The 22,077-nt window shown below is 72.4% G+C and carries 20 protein-coding genes; 10 read left to right on the top strand and 10 right to left on the bottom strand.

What is annotated here, in order from left to right; genetic code table 11:
• Nucleotides 1–95: 95 nt before the first annotated feature.
• Both F1615_RS18325 and F1615_RS18330 read left to right on the top strand, forming a co-directional pair.
• Nucleotides 96–500: a hypothetical protein gene (locus F1615_RS18325; RefSeq protein WP_425385652.1), complete on the top strand. Its 405-nt coding sequence runs from the start codon at nucleotides 96–98 to the stop codon at nucleotides 498–500.
• Between the two features lie 190 nt (nucleotides 501–690).
• Nucleotides 691–1,326, top strand: coding sequence for a class F sortase (locus tag F1615_RS18330; RefSeq protein ID WP_149550308.1), 636 nt, complete (start codon nucleotides 691–693; stop codon nucleotides 1,324–1,326).
• A 52-nt stretch (nucleotides 1,327–1,378) separates the two neighbouring features.
• Here the strand turns inward: F1615_RS18330 and F1615_RS18335 are convergent, their stop codons facing one another.
• The 5 genes from F1615_RS18335 to F1615_RS18355 form a co-directional block, all read right to left on the bottom strand.
• On the bottom strand, nucleotides 1,379–3,016 hold the full coding sequence (locus F1615_RS18335; RefSeq protein WP_149550068.1) for a cellulase family glycosylhydrolase: 1,638 nt from the start codon (nucleotides 3,014–3,016) through the stop codon (nucleotides 1,379–1,381).
• Nucleotides 3,017–3,116: 100 nt separating this feature from the next.
• A complete protein-coding gene (locus F1615_RS18340) occupies nucleotides 3,117–4,217 on the bottom strand; it encodes a GDSL-type esterase/lipase family protein (RefSeq protein ID WP_149550069.1) in 1,101 nt (366 codons plus the stop codon).
• Between the two features lie 169 nt (nucleotides 4,218–4,386).
• Entirely contained in the window at nucleotides 4,387–5,880 is a 1,494-nt protein-coding gene (locus F1615_RS18345) for a tripartite tricarboxylate transporter permease (protein WP_149550070.1), read from the bottom strand.
• Nucleotide 5,881: 1 nt separating this feature from the next.
• Entirely contained in the window at nucleotides 5,882–6,469 is a 588-nt protein-coding gene (locus F1615_RS18350) for a tripartite tricarboxylate transporter TctB family protein (protein ID WP_149550071.1), read from the bottom strand.
• On the bottom strand, nucleotides 6,466–7,449 hold the full coding sequence (locus tag F1615_RS18355) for a Bug family tripartite tricarboxylate transporter substrate binding protein (protein ID WP_167533798.1): 984 nt from the start codon (nucleotides 7,447–7,449) through the stop codon (nucleotides 6,466–6,468). The genes F1615_RS18350 and F1615_RS18355 overlap by 4 nt, the downstream gene beginning before the upstream one ends.
• A gap of 245 nt (nucleotides 7,450–7,694) precedes the next feature.
• On the opposite strand from F1615_RS18355, the gene F1615_RS35955 reads away from it, so the two are divergent.
• From F1615_RS35955 to F1615_RS18375, 4 genes are all read left to right on the top strand, one after another.
• The gene (locus F1615_RS35955; protein ID WP_208818350.1) at nucleotides 7,695–7,868 is read left to right on the top strand and encodes a hypothetical protein; all 174 of its coding nucleotides are present in this window, start codon (nucleotides 7,695–7,697) and stop codon (nucleotides 7,866–7,868) included.
• On the top strand, nucleotides 7,865–8,641 hold the full coding sequence (locus tag F1615_RS18365; protein WP_149550074.1) for a response regulator: 777 nt from the start codon (nucleotides 7,865–7,867) through the stop codon (nucleotides 8,639–8,641). The genes F1615_RS35955 and F1615_RS18365 overlap by 4 nt, the downstream gene beginning before the upstream one ends.
• A 117-nt stretch (nucleotides 8,642–8,758) precedes the next feature.
• Nucleotides 8,759–9,889: a Gfo/Idh/MocA family protein gene (locus tag F1615_RS18370; RefSeq protein WP_149550075.1), complete on the top strand. Its 1,131-nt coding sequence runs from the start codon at nucleotides 8,759–8,761 to the stop codon at nucleotides 9,887–9,889.
• Nucleotides 9,886–10,836: a PmoA family protein gene (locus tag F1615_RS18375; protein WP_149550076.1), complete on the top strand. Its 951-nt coding sequence runs from the start codon at nucleotides 9,886–9,888 to the stop codon at nucleotides 10,834–10,836. The genes F1615_RS18370 and F1615_RS18375 overlap by 4 nt, the downstream gene beginning before the upstream one ends.
• Nucleotides 10,837–11,293: 457 nt before the next feature.
• Here F1615_RS18375 and F1615_RS18380 read toward each other — a convergent pair whose 3' ends face one another.
• Together F1615_RS18380 and F1615_RS18385 are read right to left on the bottom strand one after the other, a co-directional pair.
• Nucleotides 11,294–11,953: a phosphatase PAP2 family protein gene (locus F1615_RS18380; protein WP_149550077.1), complete on the bottom strand. Its 660-nt coding sequence runs from the start codon at nucleotides 11,951–11,953 to the stop codon at nucleotides 11,294–11,296.
• A gap of 112 nt (nucleotides 11,954–12,065) precedes the next feature.
• Nucleotides 12,066–14,318, bottom strand: a complete 2,253-nt coding sequence (locus tag F1615_RS18385; RefSeq protein WP_149550078.1) for a heavy metal translocating P-type ATPase — start codon at nucleotides 14,316–14,318, stop codon at nucleotides 12,066–12,068.
• 181 nt (nucleotides 14,319–14,499) lie between these two features.
• On the opposite strand from F1615_RS18385, the gene F1615_RS18390 reads away from it, so the two are divergent.
• Nucleotides 14,500–15,447: a hypothetical protein gene (locus F1615_RS18390; RefSeq protein ID WP_149550079.1), complete on the top strand. Its 948-nt coding sequence runs from the start codon at nucleotides 14,500–14,502 to the stop codon at nucleotides 15,445–15,447.
• Nucleotides 15,448–15,450: 3 nt separating this feature from the next.
• Here F1615_RS18390 and F1615_RS18395 read toward each other — a convergent pair whose 3' ends face one another.
• The gene (locus F1615_RS18395) at nucleotides 15,451–17,286 is read right to left on the bottom strand and encodes a glycoside hydrolase family 15 protein (protein ID WP_149550080.1); all 1,836 of its coding nucleotides are present in this window, start codon (nucleotides 17,284–17,286) and stop codon (nucleotides 15,451–15,453) included.
• A 113-nt stretch (nucleotides 17,287–17,399) separates the two neighbouring features.
• On the bottom strand, nucleotides 17,400–18,179 hold the full coding sequence (locus F1615_RS18400) for a DeoR/GlpR family DNA-binding transcription regulator (protein ID WP_149550081.1): 780 nt from the start codon (nucleotides 18,177–18,179) through the stop codon (nucleotides 17,400–17,402).
• Nucleotides 18,180–18,313: 134 nt separating this feature from the next.
• Here F1615_RS18400 and F1615_RS18405 point away from each other — a divergent pair, with 134 nt between their 5' ends.
• Both F1615_RS18405 and F1615_RS18410 read left to right on the top strand, forming a co-directional pair.
• On the top strand, nucleotides 18,314–19,195 hold the full coding sequence (locus F1615_RS18405) for an SIS domain-containing protein (RefSeq protein WP_149550082.1): 882 nt from the start codon (nucleotides 18,314–18,316) through the stop codon (nucleotides 19,193–19,195).
• Nucleotides 19,196–19,215: 20 nt separating this feature from the next.
• Nucleotides 19,216–20,070 (top strand): class II fructose-bisphosphate aldolase, encoded by an 855-nt coding sequence (locus tag F1615_RS18410; protein ID WP_149550083.1) that lies wholly within the window; start codon nucleotides 19,216–19,218, stop codon nucleotides 20,068–20,070.
• Between the two features lie 127 nt (nucleotides 20,071–20,197).
• Here the strand turns inward: F1615_RS18410 and F1615_RS18415 are convergent, their stop codons facing one another.
• Nucleotides 20,198–21,331, bottom strand: a complete 1,134-nt coding sequence (locus tag F1615_RS18415; RefSeq protein WP_149550309.1) for a methyltransferase — start codon at nucleotides 21,329–21,331, stop codon at nucleotides 20,198–20,200.
• A 68-nt stretch (nucleotides 21,332–21,399) separates the two neighbouring features.
• Here F1615_RS18415 and F1615_RS18420 point away from each other — a divergent pair, with 68 nt between their 5' ends.
• The gene (locus F1615_RS18420; RefSeq protein ID WP_149550084.1) at nucleotides 21,400–22,050 is read left to right on the top strand and encodes an alpha-ketoglutarate-dependent dioxygenase AlkB family protein; all 651 of its coding nucleotides are present in this window, start codon (nucleotides 21,400–21,402) and stop codon (nucleotides 22,048–22,050) included.
• Nucleotides 22,051–22,077: the final 27 nt, after the last annotated feature.

Here is a 22,077-nt window from a genome sequence, read left to right on the forward strand (position 1 = left end):
GTGGCGGGGCCCTGGCCGCCGTGGGCGAGAAGGACTGGGAGAAGGAGGGCAAGGACGACAAGAAGGAGGATGAGTACGGCAAGCCGCACGGCGGGATGCGCACGGGTGGCGGGGCCCTGGCCGCCGTGGGCGAGAAGGACTGGGAGAAGGAGGGCAAGGACGACAAGAAGGAGGAGGAGGAGTACGGCAAGCCGCACGGCGGGATGCACACGGGCGGTGGCGCCCTGGCCGCCGTGAACGAGGAGGACTGGGGGACCGCCAAGGACCCGAAGTACGACCCCGAGACCTACAAGGACAAGGGTGACTCGCACAGCGAGGACTCCTACGGCGGCAAGCAGGACAAGGACTGGAAGCACGAGAAGCCGCGCGGCGGCATGCACACCGGCGGCGGCGGACTCGCCGAGCCCGGTGTCACCGCGGGCGGCCTGGCCGCACTCGCGGTCCTCGGCACCGGTGCCTACGCGCTGCGCCGCAAGAAGGCCACCGGGAACGTGGCCTGAGTCATGCCCTGCGTCATAGCGGCCGGGGCCGTCCTACGTGCCGCGCGCGTCATGACGGCCCCGCTCGCTCTTCCGTGTGTCGTACCCCCTGCCGTGCCCGAATGAGGTGGTTCCCCCGATGCCGGCCAGTCCTCCCACCCCCCTCGAACCCGATCCGGCGTCGCCGACGAGGCGGAGACTGCGCGCCATAATGACGGCGGTGTTCTGGACCGGGGCCGGCCTGGTGCTGGCCGCGACGCTGATGGGCGGCGGCGAGGATCCCCCTGACGACGCCCACGCGCCCCGCACACCCCCCGCCGTCTCCGCGGCACCGTCCGGCTCCACCGAGCCGGCCGCGGGCGAGCCCGCTCCCCGCGAGTCGGCCGGCCGGCATCTGCCGCGGTCCGAGCCGACCCGGCTGCTCATCCCCGGCATCGGCGTCGACGCGCCGTTCACCGACCTCGCCATCGGCGGCAAGGGGCAGCTCGAGCCGCCGCCGGCCCACGACACCAACCTGGTCGGCTGGTACGCCAAGGGTGTCTCCCCGGGAGAACGCGGTACGGCGATCGTCGCCGGGCACGTGGACACGAAGACGTCCCCGGCCGTGTTCGCACGGCTCAGCGAACTCGAGAAGGGGGACCGCTTCCGGGTCCTGCGCGCCGACGGCAGCAAGGCCACGTTCGTCGTGGACGAGACGGAGTCCTTCGACAAGGACGACTTCCCCGACGAGCGTGTGTACGCCGACACGCCGGACGCGCAGGTCCGGCTCATCACCTGCGCCGGCGACTACGACCGCGCCGCCAAGGACTACACGGAGAACCTGGTGGTCTTCGCCCACCTCGTCTGAGCCGGCGGGAGTGGCTGCCCGGAAGGGGAGGGACCTTCCGGGCAGCGGACTGTCAGGCCACGGAGCAGTCCGCGCCGTTGAGGCTGAACGCCGTGGGGCCGGGGTTCGCGGCGGACCGCGTGCCGGTGAAGCCGAGCGTGACCGAGCCGGACGCGGGGATCGACGCGGTGTACGAGGCGGAGGTGACCGTGACCTCGGCACCGCTCTGGGCCGGGGTTCCGCCCCACATGTGGGTGATCCGCTGGTCGGAGGGGAACGCCCAGCGCAGCGTCCATCCGTCGACGGCCGAGCTTCCGGTGTTGCGCACGGTGACCTCGCCCTGGAAGCCGCCGGGCCACTCGCCGGTCACCCGGTAGCCCACCTCGCAGGCTCCCGTCGTGCCGCCCGGCGACGTGGTGACGGTCACCGTGCCCGAGCGCTGCGAGCGGTTGCCGGCGGCGTCCCGGGCGTAGACGGCGAAGGTGTACGAGGTGTTCGCGCCGAGGCCGGTGACGGTGGCGGAGGTGCCGGTCGTCGTGGTGACGGCGGACTCCGTGCCGCCGCTGATCCGCACGACGTCGTAGCCCGTGACACCGACCGCGTCGGTGGCGGCCCCCCAGTTCAGGGTCACGGACGACGCGGTCACCGCCGAGGCGCGCGGGGTGCCGGGAGCGGTCGGGGCCGTGGTGTCGTCGCCCGGGCCGGATCCGTAGACCGCCGCCTCCTCGGAGGTGGCGGCGATGCCGTTGGCGCCGTTGAAGAGGCGCTCGCCCCAGCTGGTCAGCCGGTCGGGATCGAAGTCGGTGACCATGTCCAGGTACTCGACCCCGCCGCCGTTGCCGCTCCACGACCAGCCGAGATAGCCGAGGCCGAGCTGCTGGGTGACGGCCAGGACGGTGTTCTCGTCGGGGTTGCCGTCGGAGTGGTCGTGACCGAACTCGCCCACCACGATCGGGAGTTTCGCGGCGACGAAGCGGCCCAGGTAGTCACTGATCTCGGCGGCGGTGTCGAAGACGCCGTACATGTGGATGGAGAAGACCGTGTTGGCGTCCGGGTCGGCGGCGAGGACCGAGGCGGCGTTGTCGCGCATGGTGAACGCCCAGTCCTGGCCCCAGTTGGGGGCGTCGACCATGAGCGTGTGGCCGAAACCGGCGCCGCGCAGCTTCTGGATCGCCGCCTTGGTGTCGGCCGTCCAGGCCGTGTAACCGCTGTTGCCGTGCGGCTCGTTGCCGATGTTGACGACGACGTAGTCCTCCTGGCCGGTCAGGGCGCTCTGCACGCTGATCCAGTAGTCGGCCGCGCGGGAGAGGGTGACCGCTCCGCTCTGCTCGCCGTAGCCGGTGGTGTCGTGCACCTCCAGCACACAGATCAGCCGGTTCTGCTTGCACTGCGCGACCACGTTCGCCACGTCGGCGGTGTCGTTGCGGGTCCAGCGGTCACCGCTGGAGAGGACGACGCGCACGGTGTTGGCGCCCTTGGCCTTGATGTGGGCCAGCGAGCCGATCCGGTCGGCGTACCAGGTGTGCGCGTGGTTGACACCGCGCATCACGAAGTCGTTCCCGGACGCCTCGAGGAGCCGGCCATTCTCCACCCGCAACCCGGTGGGTGCCGCGTGGGCCGCGGGGGTGAGGGCGAGGAGCGGGAGGAGGAGTCCCAGCAGGGCGGCGAGGAGGCCCGCGGTGCGTGGGACGGTGCGTTCGGGGGATCTCATGGCGGCTCCAGTGAGTGGGATGGGAGGGGGGATCGGATCTGCGTGCGTGCCGTGCGTGCCGTGCGTGCCGTGCTGCCGTGCGTGGCGTGCGTGCCGTTCGTCAGGCGGCGGCTGTGACCGCGCAGCCGACGGTCGCGGCCGGGGAGGCGGAGGTTGCCGGTGCGGTGGCGATGAGGCCGAAGGCGGCGCTCGCACCGGGGGCGAGGGTGCCGTTCCAGCCCGCGTCGGTGACGGTGGCCGTGCCGTCGGTGGCCGTGCCGAGGGTGCCGTTCCAGACCTGGGTGACGCGGGCGCCGTCGGCCGGTGCGACCGTCACCGTCCAGCCCGTGACGGGGGTGGCCGAGGTGTTGGTCACCGTCACCTCGGCCTGGTAGCCGCCCTGCCAGGCGGAGACGGCCCGGAAGGATGCGGTGCAGGCGGGCTCGTCGCCCGGATCGCCGGGATCATCCGGGCCGCCCGGGACGCCCTCCTCCAGGAGTGCGGCCAGGGCCGGGAACCAGCGGGCGGCGATCTTCTCGTCGCCGGCGGCGTTCGGGTGCACGCCGTCGTAGGTGTCGAGGGCGGTGTCGAAGCCCGTCCACTGGTCCACCACGCTCACCGGTGAGCGGCTGGTGCCCGTCGCCGCGGCCCACCCGGGGATGCGGGCGTTGAAGTCGGCGACGCGCTGGGCGCAGGCGGCGCACGAGGCGGGGTTCATGGGAATGAGCTGGGCGACCACCACACGCATGTCGGGGTTGGACGCCCGCATCTGCGCGACCAGCTCGGTGTAGGCGGCGAGAACGCGGTCGGGGGAGACGTTGCTCCAGACGTCGTTCGTCCCGAAGTGCATGACAACGATGTCCGGACGCGTCACGGCAAGTCGTGCGGGCAGCAGGTCCCGGTCGGCGACCTGGGTGACCAGCTCACCGCCGTGGCCCTCGTTGTCGCCGTCGTGCTCCACGCCGCAGCCCTGTTCGGGCAGGGTGCCGACGAAGTCGATGTCCGTGTGGCCGGCGTCCAGCAGCCGGTTCCACAGCACCGCCCGCCAGCAGCCGGGCGAGCCGGTGATGGAGTCGCCGAGCGGCATGATGCGCACCGGCGCGGCCGCGTCCGGAGCGGCTGCCGCGCCCGGCGCCAGGATCAGTCCGAGGGGCAGGAGCAGGGTGGCGAGCAGGCCGAGGAGCGGAAGCGTACGTAAGCGCAGGAGGCGGGTGTCGCGCATGGATTCCCCTTCCCTGGAGGTGGGAGCGCTCCCATGTCCGACATGAAGCCACTCTTGTCGCTGACGCGTCAAGAGGCTGGGCGGGATGCGGTACGAGCGCCGCCCCGTCCGTACGCCGTCGGGGCGCGGCTTCCCGAGCCGCGCCCCGACGGTCGAAACCGGTGTTCGATCAGGTCCGGGGGTTCCTCCGGGGCAGTGCCCCGCGCACCAGCGGCCACGCGAGGAGGAGGGCCACGACCGCGTAAACAATCACCGAGAACGGGGTGTTGACCAGACCCGTGACGCTGCCGTCGCTGATCTGCAGGGCGCGCCGGAGCTGCTGCTCGGCGGCCGGGCCGAGGATGACCCCGATGACGGCCGGCAGCACCGGCAGCCCGTAGCGACGCATCCCGAAACCGATCAGACCGATGATCAGCAGGATCACCAGGTCGATCACCTCACCCCCGACCGCGTACGCGCCCACCGCCGCGAAGAACATGATCCCGGCGTAGAGGTACGGCCGCGGGATGCGCAGCAGCTTCGCCCACACCGGTGCCAGCGGCAGGTTGAGGGCGAGCAGCAGCACCATGCCGACGAACAGCGAGGCGATGAGACCCCACACCAGGTCCGGTTCGCGTTCGAACAGCAGCGGGCCGGGCTGGATGCCGTACTGCTGGAACGCGGCCAGCATCACCGCCGCGACCGCCGTGGTCGGCAGCCCCAGGGTCAGCATGGACACCAGCGTTCCCGCCGCCGAGGCCGACGCCGCCGACTCCGGGCCCGCGACGCCCTCGATGGCGCCCTTGCCCCACTCGTCCTGGTGCTTCGACAGCCGCTTCTCCGTGACGTACGACAGGAAGGTCGGGATCTCCGCACCGCCCGCCGGGATCGCACCGAACGGGAAGCCGATGAACGGGCCGCGCGCCCAGGACTTCCAGGTGCGCCTCACATCCGCGCGGCCCAGCCACGGCCGCCCCACCGGAATCGGGTCCGGCGGCCGGCGCCTGAGATGCGCGGCGACCCACAGCGCCTCACCGATGGCGAACAGGCCCACCGCGACGATCACCACGTCGACGCCGTCCGCGAGCTGCAGCGAACCGAACGTCAGCCGCTGCTGGCCGGTCATCCGGTCCAGGCCCACCAGACCGATCGTCAGGCCGATCAGCAGGGAGGCCATGCCGCGGATCCGGGAGGAGCCGAGCACCGACGTCACGGCGATGAACGCCAGCACCATGATGGCGAAGTAGTCCGGCGCGCCGATGTCCACCGCCAGGTCGGCGACCGCCGGTGCCAGCGCCACCAGCAGGACCGTGCCCACCATTCCGCCCGCGAAGTGCCCGATCGCGGCGGCCGCGAGGGCCTGCGCGCCGCGCCCCGCCTTGGCCATGGGGTTGCCCTCCATGGCCGCCACCACGGCGGCGCTCTCACCGGGCGTGTTCAGCAGGATGGAGGTCGTCGAACCGCCGAACATCGCACCGTAGTAGATGCCCGCGAACATGATGAACGCGCCGGTCGGCTCGAGTCCGTACGTCACCGGCAGCAGCAGTGCCACCGCCATCGCCGGGCCGATACCGGGCAGCACACCGATCGCCGTGCCGAGCAGCACGCCCACGGCCGCCCAGAGCAGATTGAGCGGGGTGAGCGCCGTACCGAAGCCGTCCATCAGGGAGTTGAGGGCGTTCATGTCACAGCACTCCCATCAGCGGACCACCGGGCAGCGGCACTCCGAGCAGGTTGTTGAACACGGCGTAGGTGACGAAGGAGACCACCGCCGCGATCAGCGGGTCGCGGTCGAATCTGCGGCTGCCGAGCGCGAAGGCCGCCCCCCAGAACAGCAGCGCGCCCGCGATCGGGAAGCCGAGCGGCTCGATGAGGACGGCGGTGCCGAGGAACACCCCGGCCAGCAGCACCACCGTGCGCCAGTCGGCGGGTTCGGACAGGTCGATGTCCTCCCCGGTCCCGGCCTGGCCCCGGCCGCCGCGCAGTACGTCGACGGCCAGGAGTGCGGCGACGACGAGCAGGCCGGTGCCGACGCCGAGGGGTACGGTCCTCGGGCCGACGGGACCGCGCTGGGTGATGTCGACGTCCATGGTGAGCGCGTCGGTCAGTACCAGCACGCCCAGGGCCAGCAGCAGGACGCAGACGCCGAGTTCGGAATGGTCACGGAGCCAGGAGCGGCGTTCGGAGGCGGGCGCCGGGGTCTTGTCCGTGGACGTGGACGTGGTCGTGGTGGAGGCCGAGGGCGGCGTCGGGGGTGGGGTCGGGGTCGTCACAGTCCCAGCTCCTTCAGTACCGAGACCACGCGCTTGTCCTCGGCGTCCAGGAACGCCCCGAACTTCTCGCCGGTCAGGAAGGCGTCGTCCCAGCCGTTGCGCTCCAGGGACTCCCGCCACTCCTTCGAGTCGTGCAGCTCCTCCACCAGGCGCACGAGCTTGCCGCGCTCGGCCTCCGTGAGGCCGGGCGGCGCGACGATGCCGCGCCAGTTGGTGAAGTCCACGTCGTAGCCCGCCTCCCGCAGTGTGGGCGCGTCGAGTCCCGCGACACGCTCCGGACCGGTGACCGCGAGCAGTCGCAGCTCACCCGACGTGATCTGGTCGAGGTACTCACCGACGCCGGAGACGCCGAAGGCGACCTTGCCGCCGAGAATCGAGGCGAGGAGCTCGCCGCCGCCGTCGAAGGGGATGTAGTTGACCTGCTTCGGCGGGATGCCGGAGGCCCGCGCCATCAGCATCGGCGCGAGGTGGTCGGGCCCGCCGGGGGAGGACCCGCCGCCCACCGGGAGCTTGCCGGGGTTCTCCTTCCAGGCCGCGATGAGGTCGTCGATCGTCCTGTAGGGGGAGTCCTTTCCGACCACCACGACGTCCTGCTCCTCGGTGAGCCGGGCGATCGGGGTGGTGTCGCCGAGGGTCTTCGGGGCGTCGTTGGAGCGGACGGCCCCGACCACGCCCAGGCCCATCGACATGGCGAGCTTGCCGTTGCCGTGCTCGCTCACCAGCCGGCTCAGGCCCACCGTGCCGCCGGCCCCGGGCAGGTTGAACACCTCGACGGAGTGGGTGAGCCCGGCGTCCTCGGCGTTCCTCGCGGCCGTACGGGCCGTGATGTCGTAGCCGCCGCCGGGCGAGTTGGGAACCATGAGACGCAGGCCCGGGATCTGTGTGCCGCTCTCGGAGCCGCTGCCGGTCGTGAGCAGCGGCGGGCCCACGAGTACGAGCACGGCGGCCCCGAGCAGGGCGAGGGGTGTGCGCAGGCGCACGAGTGCCACCACCTGTCGGTCGGTCGTCTGGGATCACGCCAGGCCCTGTGGGGGGAGGGTGACGCGGGCCACATGGTGCCCGCGCCGCGGCCGGCTGTCGCGCTTGCGGAACCAATGGAAGTTGTGGTCATTGCGTCAGCGCCAGTGCGTCAGTGGTGCACGTCTCTTTCCCCGGCCGCAGGTGGGGGCCATGATGGGCGGCTCCGGCACCGTGTGCGGCGTCGCGCCGCGCCCGGCCGGGTCCGGTGGCCGTCGTTGGGGCGGTTGTCGTTGTCGTCGCGGTCGCGGTCGCGGTCGCGGTCGTGGTCGTGGTCGTGGTCGCGCTTGCGGTCGTGGTCGTGGTCGTGGTCGTGGTCGTGGTCGCGCTTGCGGATGTGGTCACCTCGACGACGCGGTGGCGGAAGGAGCGGAATCGATGAGCGGCACGCGAGGCGGGCGGTCCGTGCCCGCGGCCGTCGACGCCATTGATGTGCTGGTGGTCGACGACGACTTCAGGGTGGCCCGGGTGCACCGCGCCTACGTCGAACGACTCGACGTGTTCCGGGTCGTCGGTGTCGCGGGAAGTGGTGAGCAGGCCATCGCCGCCGTCGACGAGCTCCGCCCCGATCTGGTTCTGCTCGACCTCTACCTGCCCGATCTCTTCGGGCTCGATGTCATACCCCGCCTGCGCACCGCCGGGCACGAGTGCGACGTGATGGTCATCAGCGCCGCCCGGGAGGCGGATGCGGTGCGCGGCGCGGTGCGGCACGGCGTGGTCGATTACCTGCTCAAGCCCTTCGACTTCGAGGACCTGCGGGGGCGGCTCGAGCGGTATGCCGTGCAGCGCGGGCGGATGCGGGACACGGTGGTGCGCGGGCAGGCGGACGTCGACCGGGTCCTGGCGGGGGCTGCGGTGCCCGCGTCGCCGGTGCTGCCCAAGGGGATGAGCGCGGAGACCGCGGGGCTGATCGAACGGACCCTGCGGGAGGCGGACGGCAGTCTGTCCGCGACCGAGTGCGCCGGTCTGACGGGTGTTTCGCGGGTCAGTGCCCGGCGGTACCTGGAGTACTTCCATGCGGCGGGCAGCGCGGAGGTGTCGTTGCGGTACGGGGCCACGGGGCGGCCGGAGCGGCGGTACCGGTTCGTGGGGGCCGGGAGTGGACGGGGCGGACGGGGTGGGGCGCTGCGGTCCGGGGATGAGGCGCGGGTGTAGTGCTGGTGGGGCTGCGGCTGGTGAGCCCGGGGAGGTGGGGTTGTCTCCGGTGGGGGAGGGGCCTAGGGTCAGGGTTTGAGAAAGCGCTTTCTAATTGAACGTTCCGAGGAGCGCCGCATGTCCTTGACCCCTGTCCGCCGTCGAGTCGCCGTCGTCGGCACCGGTGCCATCGTCGTCGGCGGTCATCTGCCCGCGCTGCGCGCCCACGCCGACCGCACCGAACTGGTCGCCGCCGTCGACGTGGACCAGGGCCGGCTCGACGCCTTCCGGGCGTCCGCCGGGGAGCAGCCGGCAGGGGGACAGGTGGCCGGGTTCACCTCGATGAGCGCGATGCTGGACGCCGTACGGCCCGACCTGGTGCTCATCGGGACACCGCCGTCGCTCCATCGCCGGCAGACGGTGGCCGCGCTCAAGGCCGGTGCCTGGGTACTGTGCGAGAAGCCGTTGTGCCTGTCGCTCGCCGAGTACGACGACATCGCCGCGGCCGAGGAGGCCTCGGGGGCGTACGCCTCCGTGGTCTTCCAGCACCGCTACGGCTCCGGCGCCGCCCACGCCCGGGAACTGATCCGGAGCGGCGAGCTGGGCGCCCCGCTGGTCGCGCACTGCCAGACCACCTGGCACCGGGACGCCGCGTACTACTCCGTGCCCTGGCGCGGACGGTGGGCCACCGAGGGCGGCGGGCCGACCATGGGGCACGGCATCCACCAGTACGACCTGCTGCTGCACCTGCTCGGCGAGTGGGAGGAGATACGGGCCATGGCGGCGCGGCTCGTCCACGACACCGAGAGCGAGGACGTCTCCACCGCCCTGGTCCGCTTCCGCGGCGGCGCGCTCGCCACGGTCGTCAACAGCGTGCTCTCGCCGGACGAGGTCAGCCGGATCCGGATCGACTGCGCGGACGCGACGGTGGAACTCACTCATCTCTACGGGCACGTCAATGACGACTGGAGGTACACCCCGGCCCGGCACGTCCCCGCCGAGCGCGCCGATGCCTGGCGCACGCCCGCGCGGGACGTGCCGAGTTCGCACACGGCCCAACTGGGCGCTCTCCTCGACGCCTACGACGCCGGAACGCGGCCGCCGGGCAGCGGGCCGGAGGCCCGGGGCACCCTGGAGTTCGCCGCCGCCCTGTACAAGGCCGCGTTCACCGGCCGGGCGGTGCGGGCCGGTGAGATCGTCGCCGGGGATCCCTTCCACGAGGCCATGCACGGAGGGCGTTCCGACTGGGCGTCCGAGGAGCGGGTGTGAGGATCCGCGTCGTCCATCGTGTGGGTGAGGCCGTCGAGGTGGGGGCGGGTGGTGCGGAGATCCTCCGCTATGCCTACCGTCCGGATCCTGAGCCGTTCGAGTCCCGGAAACCGTATGCCCATCCCGTGCGCACGCTCGGCGGCCGCACGGTGACCGGGTACCGGCCGAACGACCACCGGTGGCACAAGGGACTGCAGATGACGGCCAGTCATCTCTCCGGTCAGAATTTCTGGGGCGGCAACTCCTATGTGCACGGACGGGGTTACCTCCCCCTTCCCGAGCGGGTCGGTTCGATGCGGCACGACGGCTTCTCCGCGTTCGTCGTCGGGGACGGCCGGTTCGACTGCGTCGAGGACCTCACCTGGGTGGAGAACGGCGGTGGTGAGTGGGCGCGGGAGGCGCGGGGGCTGAGCGTCCACTCCGTCGACGAGGAGGCCGGGGCCTGGGTGCTGGACTGGTCGATACGGCTGACCAATGTGCGGGGGTCGGTGCTGGAGTTCGGGTCTCCGACCACCGCGGGGCGGGAGATGGCCGGTTACACCGGGCTGCAGTGGCGGGGGCCGCGGGACTTCACCGGGGGGACGGTCTTCGCGCCGGGCGCCGGGGCCGGGGCCGGGGCTGGGGCCGGGGCTGGGGCTGGGGCCGGGGAGCTCATGGGTACGCAGAGTTCCTGGCTCGCTTTTACGGCGGAGCACGATGAGTGCGACGGTCACTCCACGCTCGTCTTCGCGCACGCGCCGGAGAATCTTGACGGGCGTGCCGTTCATCCGTCGCACTGGTTCGTGCGCTCCGAGCCGATTCCGTCGGTCGCGTTCTCCTGGGCGTTCTTCGAGGAGTTCGCGCTGGCGCCGGGGGAGTCCTTCGCGTACCGGTACCGGGTCGTGGTCGCGGACGGTGCGTGGGACCGGGAGCGGGTGGAAGGGTATCTGGGCGGACTGGTGTGGTGAGCGGTGCGTGGTCGTATGCCTGCGGCGCAGCGGTCTGTGGGGTGGGGTGCGCGTAGCGCCGGATGCCGGTGGGTGGGTCGGGGCCGGGTCGGGGGTGTCCGTCCTCGGACTGGCGCGACTGGGATTGCCGGAAGGGGCTGAGGGCGCGGACGCGCCAGCCACTGCGGGCGAACACCCCCGCCCCGACCCCTCCGCGCCGTACGCGACCGCCGGCCGCCCTCCGCCCCGCCGTCCCGCGGATCCGCCCCGCTCCGCCGTTCCCGCTCCGCTGTCGCGCGGCTTCCGCGGGCAGTCGTGCCGCTGGGGCGATGGGGGAGGGGGCGCGACGGCACCCCTGCGCCACTTTCGCGGGGTACGCGCCAGCGCCGGGGTGCGCGAACATCCTCGAAGCCCACGCGGAGCGCCCGGCGACACTCTCACCGGTGACGAAGGGAGCGTCGGCCCGATGTGCCTCGGCTCAGTTCCGCCGGAGCCCGCGCGCGTACGACGCGGGAAGACGGGCCGACGCCACGGCCAGCGCCGTCGCGGCGCTGGCGATGCCGAGGACCGCCCCGGCGGCCACGTCGCCCGGATAGTGCACACCCGTGTGGATACGCGAGTAGCCGACCGCCCCCGCCAACGCCCCCAGCGGCACCGACGCCGCGGGCAGCACCGTCCCCACCGCCGTGGCGAACGCGACCGCCGACGCGGTGTGCCCGGAAGGGAACGACGCCGACGTCGGCATCGGCACGTGGCGGTCCACGGTCACCCGCGCCGCCTCCCGGTCCGGCCGGTCCCTGCGCACCAGGCGCTTGCCCAGCAGGTTGGCCGACGCCGACGCCACGGCGATCGCCCCCACCCCGGCGAGCGCCGCGCGGCGCGGCCGTGAGCCGGCCAGGGCGAGCGCTCCCGCGATGGTGAACGAGATCTTGGAGTGGTCGGCCGCGTGGGAGAGACGGCGCAGTGCCCGGTCGAGGGTCGGCGTCGGGGTGGCGGCGACCGCGGCGTACAGGGCACCGTCCACGGCCCTGAGGTCGCCGAGTACCGCGGAGGCGACCCTGCGCAGTCCGTCGGCGGGCGGTACGGGCCTGGTGAGCGGACGGGTGACGTCCTGGTCGGTGGTGGGCGGCTCGCTCATCTGTCTCTCCCGCGGTGGCGTCCTGGAGTGGCGTACCCGCACCGTGGAGCGGGAATCACCAAGTGCCCACGGTACGCATGATCCATCCGGGGGGCCCGCCCGCCCCGGCGCTTCAGGCGGCCCGGAACGTGCGCAGGCGCAGCGAGTTGCCGACCACGAAGACCGACGAGAACGCCATGGCCGCCCCAGCGATCATGGGGTTCAGCAGACCGGCCGCCGCGAGCGGCAGCGCCGCCACGTTGTAGGCGAACGCCCAGAACAGGTTGGACCGGATGGTGCCGAGGGTGCGGCGGGCGAGCCGGATGGCGTCCGCCGCGGCCCGCAGGTCCCCGCGGACCAGGGTCAGGTCGCCGGCCTCGATCGCCGCGTCCGTTCCGGTGCCCATGGCCAGGCCCAGGTCCGCCTGCGCGAGTGCCGCCGCGTCGTTGACCCCGTCGCCGACCATGGCGACCGAACGGCCCTCGGACTGGAGCCGCTTGACGACGTCCACCTTGTCCTGCGGCAGCACCTCGGCGATGACGTCCTCCGGCGCGATACCGACCTCCCGGGCCACCGAGCGGGCCACCGCCTCGTTGTCCCCGGTCAGCAGGACCGGCCGCAGACCGAGCGCGCGCAGCCGGCGGACGGCCTCGGGGCTGGTCTCCTTCACGGCGTCGGCGATCTCCAGTACCGCGCGCGCCTCACCGTCCCAGGCGACCAGGACGGCGGTGTGTCCCGCCTCTTCCACCAGGTCCCTGGTCCGGGCCAGGTCCTCGGGGAGTTCCAGGGACCACTCCCGCAGGAGCCCGTCGCGGCCGACGAGGACCGCGTGGCCGTCGACGACGCCCTGGACACCGAGCCCGGGGACGTTCGCGAAGTCCTCCGGCGTGGGCAGGGGCTCGCCCAGCCTGTCCCGCGCGCCGTCGGTGACCGCCCGCGCGATCGGGTGCTCGGAGGAGTGCTCCAACGCGCCCGCGAGCCGCAGCACTTCCTTCTCGTCGGTGCCGGCGGCGGTGTGCACGGACAGCAGGGTCATCCGGCCCGTGGTCACGGTGCCGGTCTTGTCGAGGACCACCGTGTCGACGCGGCGGGTGGACTCCAGGACCTCGGGGCCCTTGATGAGGATGCCGAGCTGGGCGCCGCGCCCGGTGCCGACCATCAGCGCGGTGGGGGTGGCCAGGCCGAGGGCGCACGGGCAGGCGATGATCAGGACGGCCACGGCGGCGGTGAACGCGGCCGTCAGACCGGCGCCGTTGCCGAGCCAGAAGCCCAGGGTGCCCAGGGCCAGGGCGATGACGACGGGCACGAAGACGGCGGAGATCCGGTCCGCGAGCCGCTGCGCGGCGGCCTTTCCGTTCTGCGCGTCCTCCACCAGCTTGGCCATACGGGCCAGTTGGGTGTCCGCGCCGACCCGTGTGGCCGTCACGACGAGACGCCCGCCGACGTTGAGGGTGGCTCCGGTGACCGGGTCCCCGGCGGCGACCTCCACCGGCACCGACTCGCCGGTGAGCATCGAGGCGTCCACCGCGGAGGAGCCCTCGGCGACGGTCCCGTCGGTCGCGATCTTCTCGCCGGGGCGCACCAGGAAGCGGTCGCCGACCCTCAGCTCGGCGACGGGAACCGTCTTCTCGGGGCCGTCGGCGGGCAGTACGGTGACGTCCTTCGCGCCCAGCTCCAGCAGGGCCCGGAGCGCCGCTCCCGCCTTCCGCTTGGCACGTGCCTCGAAGTAGCGGCCGGCCAGGATGAAGGCGGTCACTCCGGCGGCGGCCTCCAGGTAGATGTTCCCGGCGCCGTCGCTGCGGGCGATGGTCAGTTCGAAGGGGTGGGTCATACCGGGCGTGCCGGCCGTGCCGAAGAAGAGGGCCCACAGGGACCACAGGAACGCGGCCGAGGTGCCCACCGAGATGAGCGTGTCCATGGTGGCGGCACCGTGCCGCGCGTTGGTGAACGCCGCCTTGTGGAAGGGCCACGCCGCGTACGTCACGACCGGCGCCGCCAGGGTGAGGGACAGCCACTGCCAGTACTCGAACTGCAGAGCCGGGGCCATCGCCATCGCCACGACGGGCACCGCCAGGGCCACCGCAGTGATCAACCGCTGTCTGAGGGGCCGGAGCCCGTCGGGTTCGTCGTCCTCCCCGGCCGGCTCGTCCGGTGGTGTCGGCTCCTGGGCCGTGTAGCCGGTGGCCTCGACGGTGGTGATCAGATCGCGGACGGTCACCTCACCGCCGTAGCTGACCCGCGCCTTCTCGGTGGCGTAGTTGACGGTGGCGGTGACCCCCTCCATCCGGTTGAGCTTCTTCTCGATGCGGGCGGCGCAGGAGGCGCAGGTCATCCCGCCGATCGCGAGCTCCACCTCGGCATCGGCGCCTGCTGTACGGACGGTCATGCTGCACTCCTGTGACAGATACGGGGCGGGGGATACCCGCCGGGGGATTACATGTATACCCCCCATGGGTATCTTCGGCAAGGGGCGGAACGGCTTGACTTGGTACCCCCTAGGGGTATGGTGAGCTGTATCGATCGGCTTGGAGTGAGCCGCGGACCCTGTTTGTCGAGGAGAGACGGTCATGAACACCGGACTGAAGATCACCGCGTTCGCCGCCGCCCTGGCCGCCACCTTCGGCGTGGCCTACGGTGTCGGCGAGGGACTCGACCCGGTCGTCGCGGACCGTGCGCCGGCTCACGACGAGCAGCACGAACCCTCCGCACCGGCGGCGAAGGAGGGCGGTGGCGGCGAGGCCGCTCCGGCCGGCGGGCTGCAGATCTCCGAGGGCGGTTACACCCTCGACCTGAAGACCCCGCGCGTCACCGCCGGGGACCGCACCGACCTGCGCTTCACCGTCCGGGACGACCAGGGGCGCGCCGTGACCGAGTATCGCCGCGAGCACGACAAGGAACTCCACCTCATCGTCGCCTCACGCGATCTGCTCACCTACCGCCATCTCCACCCCACCCGCGCTGCCGACGGCACCTGGAGCACCCCCGTCGACCTGCCCCGGGCCGGTGGATACCGGGTCTTCGCCGACTTCACCCCGGCGCAGAAGGGCGCGGAGAACCTCACCCTCGGAGCGGACCTCGCCGCCTCCGGTTCCTACCGGCCGCGGGAACTGCCCCGGGCCAGTGCCACGGCACGCGTCGACGGCTACGAGGTCGGGCTGACCGGGTCGCTGCGGCCCGGACGGTCGAGCGATCTGCGGCTGAGCGTCTCGCGTGACGGCAAGCCGGTCACCGACCTCCAGCCCTACCTCGGCGCCTACGGCCACCTCGTCGCCCTGCGCTCCGGAGACCTCGCCTACCTGCACGTCCACCCCCACGGCGAACCCGGCGACGGCACGACCGAGCCCGGCCCGGAGGTCTCCTTCACGGCGACCGCCCCCAGCGGCGGCAGCTACCGGCTGTTCCTCGACTTCAAGCACGACGGCGTCGTCCGCACCGCGGCCTTCACCGTGCACGCCGGAGCGGCCGGGACACCGTCGAGTGGCACCCCGGAACACTCCGACGGCCACGGACACTGAGCCTCAGCCCAGGGCACGGTCCAGATTGAACGCGGCGCTGATCAGGGAGAGATGAGTGAACGCCTGCGGGAAGTTGCCCTGCTGCTTCCCGGTGTGGCTGATCTCCTCGGCGTACAGGCCGAGGTGGTTGCCATACGTCAGCATCTTCTCGAAGGCGAGGGCCGCCTCGTCGAGCCGCCCGGCCCGGGTCAGCGCCTCCACGTACCAGAAGGAGCACATGGAGAACGTCCCCTCGTCGCCGTGCAGTCCGTCGGGGCTCACCCGCGGGTCGTAGCGGTAGACCAAGGAGTCCGACACCAGGTCCTCGGTGAGGGAGTCGAGCGTCGACAGCCACTTGGGGTCGGTCGGCGCGATGAACTTCGCCAGCGGCATCATCAGCACCGCCGCGTCCAGCACCTCGCCGTCCTCGTGCTGCACGAACGCCTGACGTGACGCGGACCAGCCGCGGTCCATGATCCGCCGGTAGATGGTGTCCCTGCTCGCCCGCCAGCGGGAGAGGTCGGCGGGCAGTCCGCGCTGGCCGGCCATCCGGATGGCCCGCTCGATCGCCACCCAGCACATCAGGCGCGAGTACAGGAAGTTCTTGCGACCGCCGCGCGTCTCCCAGACTCCCTCGTCGGGCTGGTCCCAGTGCGCGCACACCCAGTCCGTCAGCGCCGTCACGTGGTCCCACTGCTCGCTGGAGACGGGCTCGGCCCACTTGTTGTACAGATAGATCGAGTCGATCAGCGCCCCGTAGATGTCGAGCTGCAACTGACCGGCCGCGGCGTTGCCGATCCGCACCGGCGCCGAGCCCTGATGCCCCTCGAGGTGGCCGAGCTCGGTCTCGGGAATGTCGGCGCGGCCGTCGATGCCGTACATGATCTGCAGGGGGCCGGACGGGGTGCCGTCACCGGGGCTGATGTGCCGGGACACGAATCCCATGAACGCCGCGGCCTCCTCGGTGAACCCCAGGCGCAGCAGCGCGTAGACGCAGAACGCGGCGTCGCGTACCCACACGTAGCGGTAGTCCCAGTTGCGTTCCCCGCCGAGTTCCTCGGGAAGGCTGGTCGTCGGTGCCGCCACGATCGCGCCGGTCGGCTCGTAGGTGAGCAGCTTCAGTGTGAGCGCGGAGCGGTGCACCATCTCCCGCCAGCGGCCCCGGTAGCGCGAGGAGGACAGCCAGCGCCTCCAGTACGCCACCGTCGCGGCGAACTGCCGTTCCGCCTCCCCGCACTCGCAGCGGCTCGGGGACACGTCTCCGCCGACCCGGTCCAGGGCGAACACCGCCGTGTCGCCCTCGTTCAGCTTGAAGTCGGCCCGCACGTCCGTTTCGTCCGCCTCCAGCGGGACGGTCGCGGTGAGGGCGAGGGACAGTTCGGGGGAATCGAAGACCGCGATGTCTCCGGTCAGTCGCACGGTGTGCGGCCGGGCGCCGTAGCCGAACCGCGGTGCCACCCGCGTCCGGAAGGGCACGGAGCCGCGCACGCACAGCACCCGCCGGATCAGCCGGTGCCGCCGCTCCTCGACCGGATCGTCGACGACGGGCATGAAGTCCTGCACCTCGCCGACCCCGTCCTCGGTGAAGAACCGGGTGATCAGGACATTGGTGTCGGGGAAGTAGAACTGCTTGGTGCGGGCCGGCAGGGCCGCCGCCAGCTCGAAGCAGCCGCCCCGCTCGGCGTCCAGGACGGCGGCGAACACGCTCGGCGCGTCGAAGGACGGACAGCAGTACCAGTCGATCGTGCCGTCGGTCCCCACCAGCGCCACACTGCGCAGGTCGCCGATCAGCCCGTGATCGGCGATCGGCACGTACCGCGGTGTCCCGGACGCGTCCCGTTCCTCGGCCGTCCCGTCCATCACAGCCTCCCTGGCGGGGCATCTCGTCCCGTATGCACCGCTCTGTCCAGCCTAGGCCCGTCCAGCGGATCGAGCGGGACGAACGGGACGCCGGGGCCGGGCGGAGGCAGGGTTCAGACCACGGTCACCCGCAGCCCCGCCTCCTCGAAGCGGCGCACGGCCTCCGGGTCCGCGGCGGAGTCCGTGACCAGGGTGTCCACCGCCTCCGCCGCGCAGATCCGGGCGAACGCCCGCCGGCCCAGCTTGCTGGAGTCGGCGGCCACGACCACCCGTTCGGCCCGCTCGCACAGCAGCCGGTTGATCGCGGCCTCCGCCTCGTCGTGGGCCGCCGCCCCGTGCGCGGCGTCGAAGGCGACGACACCGAGCACCGCCACGTCCAGGGTGATCTGCCCCAGCACACCGTCCGCGAGCGGCCCGACCAGCTCGTACGACTGGGCCCGCGCCACCCCTCCGGTCAGCACGATCTTGAACTGGGGCCGCACGGCCAGCTCGTTGGCGATGTTCAGCGCGTTCGTCACCACCGTCAGCGCGGGTGACCCGGAGGCGAGGTCGCCGCGCACGGCCAGCGCCCGCGCCACCTCCGTGGTGGTCGTCCCCCCGGTCAGCCCCACCGCCTCGCCCGGAGCGACGAGATCCGCCACCGCCTTCGCGATGCGCTGCTTCTCCGACGCGTGCCGCGCGGTCTTGTAGCGCAGCGGCAGCTCGTAGGACACCCCGTGCACCACCGCGCCGCCCCGGGTGCGCACCAGCATCTGCTGCTCGGCGAGCTGGTCGAAGTCGCGCCGGATCGTCGCGGCCGACACCGCCAGCTCGCCGGCCGCCTCGTCGACGTCCAGCCGGCCGCGCTCGACGAGCAGCTCCAGCAGCGTCTTCCAGCGGGCGTCCCGTGACATCCGCCCCTCCCGTTCCGGCCGTTCTCCGCGTCTGCGGCGACCCTAACCCACCCGGCCGAGCGCATGATGCTTGATTATGCTCGAAAACTCGCCCTATCTTGCAAGAACAATCATCTAACCTTCAGGGGTGCGGCATGACGCATGTCGAGGACGAACTCACCAGCCAGCCGGAGTGCTGGCAGCGCGCCGCCGAACAGGCCCCGGCGCATGTCCGGGTGCTCCCGGCTCCGGGCGAGCGGGTCGCGGTGGTCGGCTGCGGGACGTCGTACTTCATGGCGCAGGCCGCCGCGGCCCTGCGCGAGGGCACGGGGCAGGGCGAGACCGACGCGTTCGCCGCCTCGGAGTTCCCGTACCACCGCGCCTACGACCGTGTCGTCGCCCTCACCCGCTCCGGCACCACCACCGAAGTCCTCGACCTGCTAGACCGGTTGCAGGGGCGCACGCCCACCACCGCGCTCACCGCCGACCCGGCCACCCCGGTGATGTCGCTCGCCGACGGGACCGTCGTGCTCGACCACGCGGACGAACGCTCCGTCGTGCAGACCCGGTTCGCCACCACGGCCCTCACCCTGCTCCGCGCCCACCTGGGCCTGCACACCGACCGGGTCGTCGAGGACGCGCGCACGGCCCTCGCCGCACCGCTGCCCGAAGGGCTCGTGGACTGCTCGCAGTTCACCTTCCTCGGCCGTGGCTGGAGCGTCGGTCTGGCCAACGAGGCCGGGCTGAAGATGCGCGAGGCCGCACTGGCCTGGACGGAGGCCTACCCGGCGATGGAGTACCGGCACGGACCCATCAGCATCACCACCTCCGGCACCGCGACCTGGATGTTCGGCGACGCCCCGGAGGGACTGGCCGGGCAGGTGCGCGACACCGGCGGGCTGTGGATCGAGGGCACCCTCGACCCGCTCGCCGAACTCGTCCGCGTCCAGCGGCTCGCCGTCGCCGTCGCCGCGGCCCGCGGCCTGGACCCCGACCGGCCCCGCCACCTCACCCGCTCGGTCGTCCTCGCGCCCTGAACCGTCGGAAAGGACGGCCCGTGCCCCTCACCACCACCGGCGAACTCGTCGACCGAGCCACCGCGAAGCGCTCGGCGGTCGCCTCGTTCAACATCATCACCCTCGAACACATCGAGGCCGTCGTCACCGGCGCCGAGTCGGTGAACACCCCCGTCGTCCTCCAGGTCAGCGAGAACGCCGTCACGTACCGCCACGGCCGGCTCCTCCCGCTCGCCCGCGCCGCCGTCGCCGCCGCCGAGCAGGCCGCCGTGCCCGTCGCGCTGCACCTCGACCACGTGCAGAGCGACACCCTGCTGCGCCAGGCCGCGGACGCCGGCTTCGGCTCCGTGATGTACGACGCCGCCCGGCTGCCCTACGCCGACAACCTCGCCGCGACGCGCGCGGCCGTGGACTGGGCCCACGCCCAGGGGCTCTGGGTCGAGGCCGAGTTGGGCGAGATCGGCGGAAAGGCCGGCCGGCCCGCGCTGGACGCCCACGCCCCCGGTGCCCGTACCGACCCCGACCAGGCCCGCGCCTTCGTCGCCGACTCCGGCGTGGACGCCCTGGCCGTCGCCATCGGCACCACCCACGCCATGACCACCCGCACCGCCACCCTCGACCACGCCCTCCTCAAACGGCTGGCCGCCACCCTCGACGTCCCCCTCGTCCTGCACGGCTCCTCCGGCCTCCCCGACGACGAACTCGCGGCGGCGGTCACGGGCGGCATCGCCAAGGTCAACGTCGGAACGGCCCTGAACCTCGCCATGACCGGCGCGATCAGGGAATTCCTCACCGCCCACCCCGAGGCGGCCGACTCCCGCGGCTACCTCACGGCCGGCCGGGAGGCGATGTCCCGGACGGTGGCGGCGATCATCAGGACACTGACCACCCCCTGACCCCACCGCACGTGCCCCGGGCGGACGCTCCGTGACCCGACGGACGGCCACGCCGAGCCGTTTCCGGGGAGGAGCGGGCGCACCTCGACGCGCCGGCCCGCCGCTCATCCACGGTCCCTGACGGGAATCAGCGCTTCACGGCCCTCAGCACCACGAACTTCGGGTCGCTCGCCACCACTTCGCTGTTGCCGAACAGCCGCCGCAGCTTCACGTGGTACCCCAGGTGCCGGTTGCCGATCACCCACAGCTCGCCGCCCGGGCGCAGGGTGCGACGGGCACCGGTGAACATGCGCCACGAGGTGGCGTCGGTGGTCGCCTGGTGGGAGTGGAAGGGCGGGTTGTTGAGGACGAGGTCGACGCTGCCGTCCGGTACGCCCGCCAGACCGTCGCCGACGCGGAACTCGGCGTGCCCGGAGACGTCGTTCGCCCGGTAGGTGGCCTCCGCCGACGCCACCGCCTGGAAGGACTCGTCCACGAACAGCACCTCGGCCCGCGGATCGGCCAGCGCCACCGCCGTACCGACGACGCCGTTCCCGCAGCCCAGGTCCACCACCCGGCCGCCGTCGCGGCCGGCCGGCAGGTGGCGGAGGAAGAAGCGGGTGCCGATGTCCAGGCGGTCCGCGCAGAAGATCCCGGCGTGGTTGACGACCGTCCGGCCCGAGACCGGGCCGATGCCGTCGGGAAGCGTGTAGCGGTACGGCCACGGGTTCGCGGGGCGGACCGGCGCAGGATCCGGTGTGCAGAAGATCAGCCGCGCCTTCTTCTCCGCGAGCGAGGTCCTGGTCGGGCCGAGGATCCGCTCGAACAGGTTCAGCGTCGAGGTGTGGATCTCCTTCACCATGCCCGTGCCGACGACCACCGTGTTCCCGTGCACCGCGGGAGCCAGCCGCAGCAGCTGGTCCTCCAGCAGCGCCAGGCTTTTCGGTACGCGGACGAGCAGGACGTCGATCCGGTCGGGCGGGGGATCCTGCGTGGTGAGCAGCCGGACCGTGCCGGGCTCCACGCCGTTGCGCGCCAGGTTCGCGCGGGTCGCCTCCTGCCCGAGCCAGGAGTCGGTGATCTGCGCGGGCCGGTGCGCGGCGAGCGCCGTGACCAGCGCACCCCAGCGGTCGCCGACGACCACGACCGTGCCGGACAGCGGAACCCGCCGGTCGGCGAGATGCCTGAGGAGATACTCGTCGGAGGCGTCCCAGGCGCGCAGCCTGTCCCGCGGATCCTCGGGGAACCGGGCCAGCACCGGCTCGCCCCACGGAGTCGTCATACGGTCGTTCATCGTCCGACCAGGCTAGCCGAGCCGCAGCTCAGCACGTGTGGGGGAGGATGGGAGACATGGACTCCGAGCTGTTCACGAGGGAACGGAGCGAGATCGCGCCGGGCGCGGTGCACGTGCCGGACTGGCTGGACGCGCGGGAGCAGCGCGAGCTGCTCGACGACTGTCGCGAGTGGTCCCGCCCGCCCGCCGGACTGCGTACCGTGCGCACGCCCGGAGGCGGCACCATGACCGCCCGGCAGGTGTGCCTCGGATGGCACTGGTATCCCTACGGCTACGCGCGCACCGTCGTCGACGGCGACGGCGCGCCGGTGAAACCGTTCCCCCGGCGGCTCGGCGAACTGGGCCGCCGCGCGCTGACCGACGCGTTCGGCGCGCACGCCGCACGGGATGCCGCGTACGACATCGCGCTGGTCAACTTCTACGACGCCGACGCCCGTATGGGTATGCACCGGGACAGCGACGAGAAGTCGCAGGCGCCCGTGGTGTCGCTGAGCCTCGGCGACAGCTGCGTCTTCCGCTTCGGCAACACCGCGACCCGCACCCGCCCGTACACGGACGTGGAGCTGCGCAGCGGCGACCTGTTCGTCTTCGGCGGGCCGTCCCGGCTCGCGTACCACGGGGTCCCGCGGGTGCACGCGGGCACCGGGCCGCCGGAGTTGGGGCTGTCCGGACGGCTGAACATCACGCTGCGGGTCAGCGGCCTGTAGTCCGCGGGGCTTGCGGATCATGGGAGA

It is taken from the genome of Streptomyces marokkonensis (assembly GCF_008312835.1).
Classification (GTDB): Bacteria; Actinomycetota; Actinomycetes; order Streptomycetales; family Streptomycetaceae; genus Streptomyces; species Streptomyces marokkonensis_A.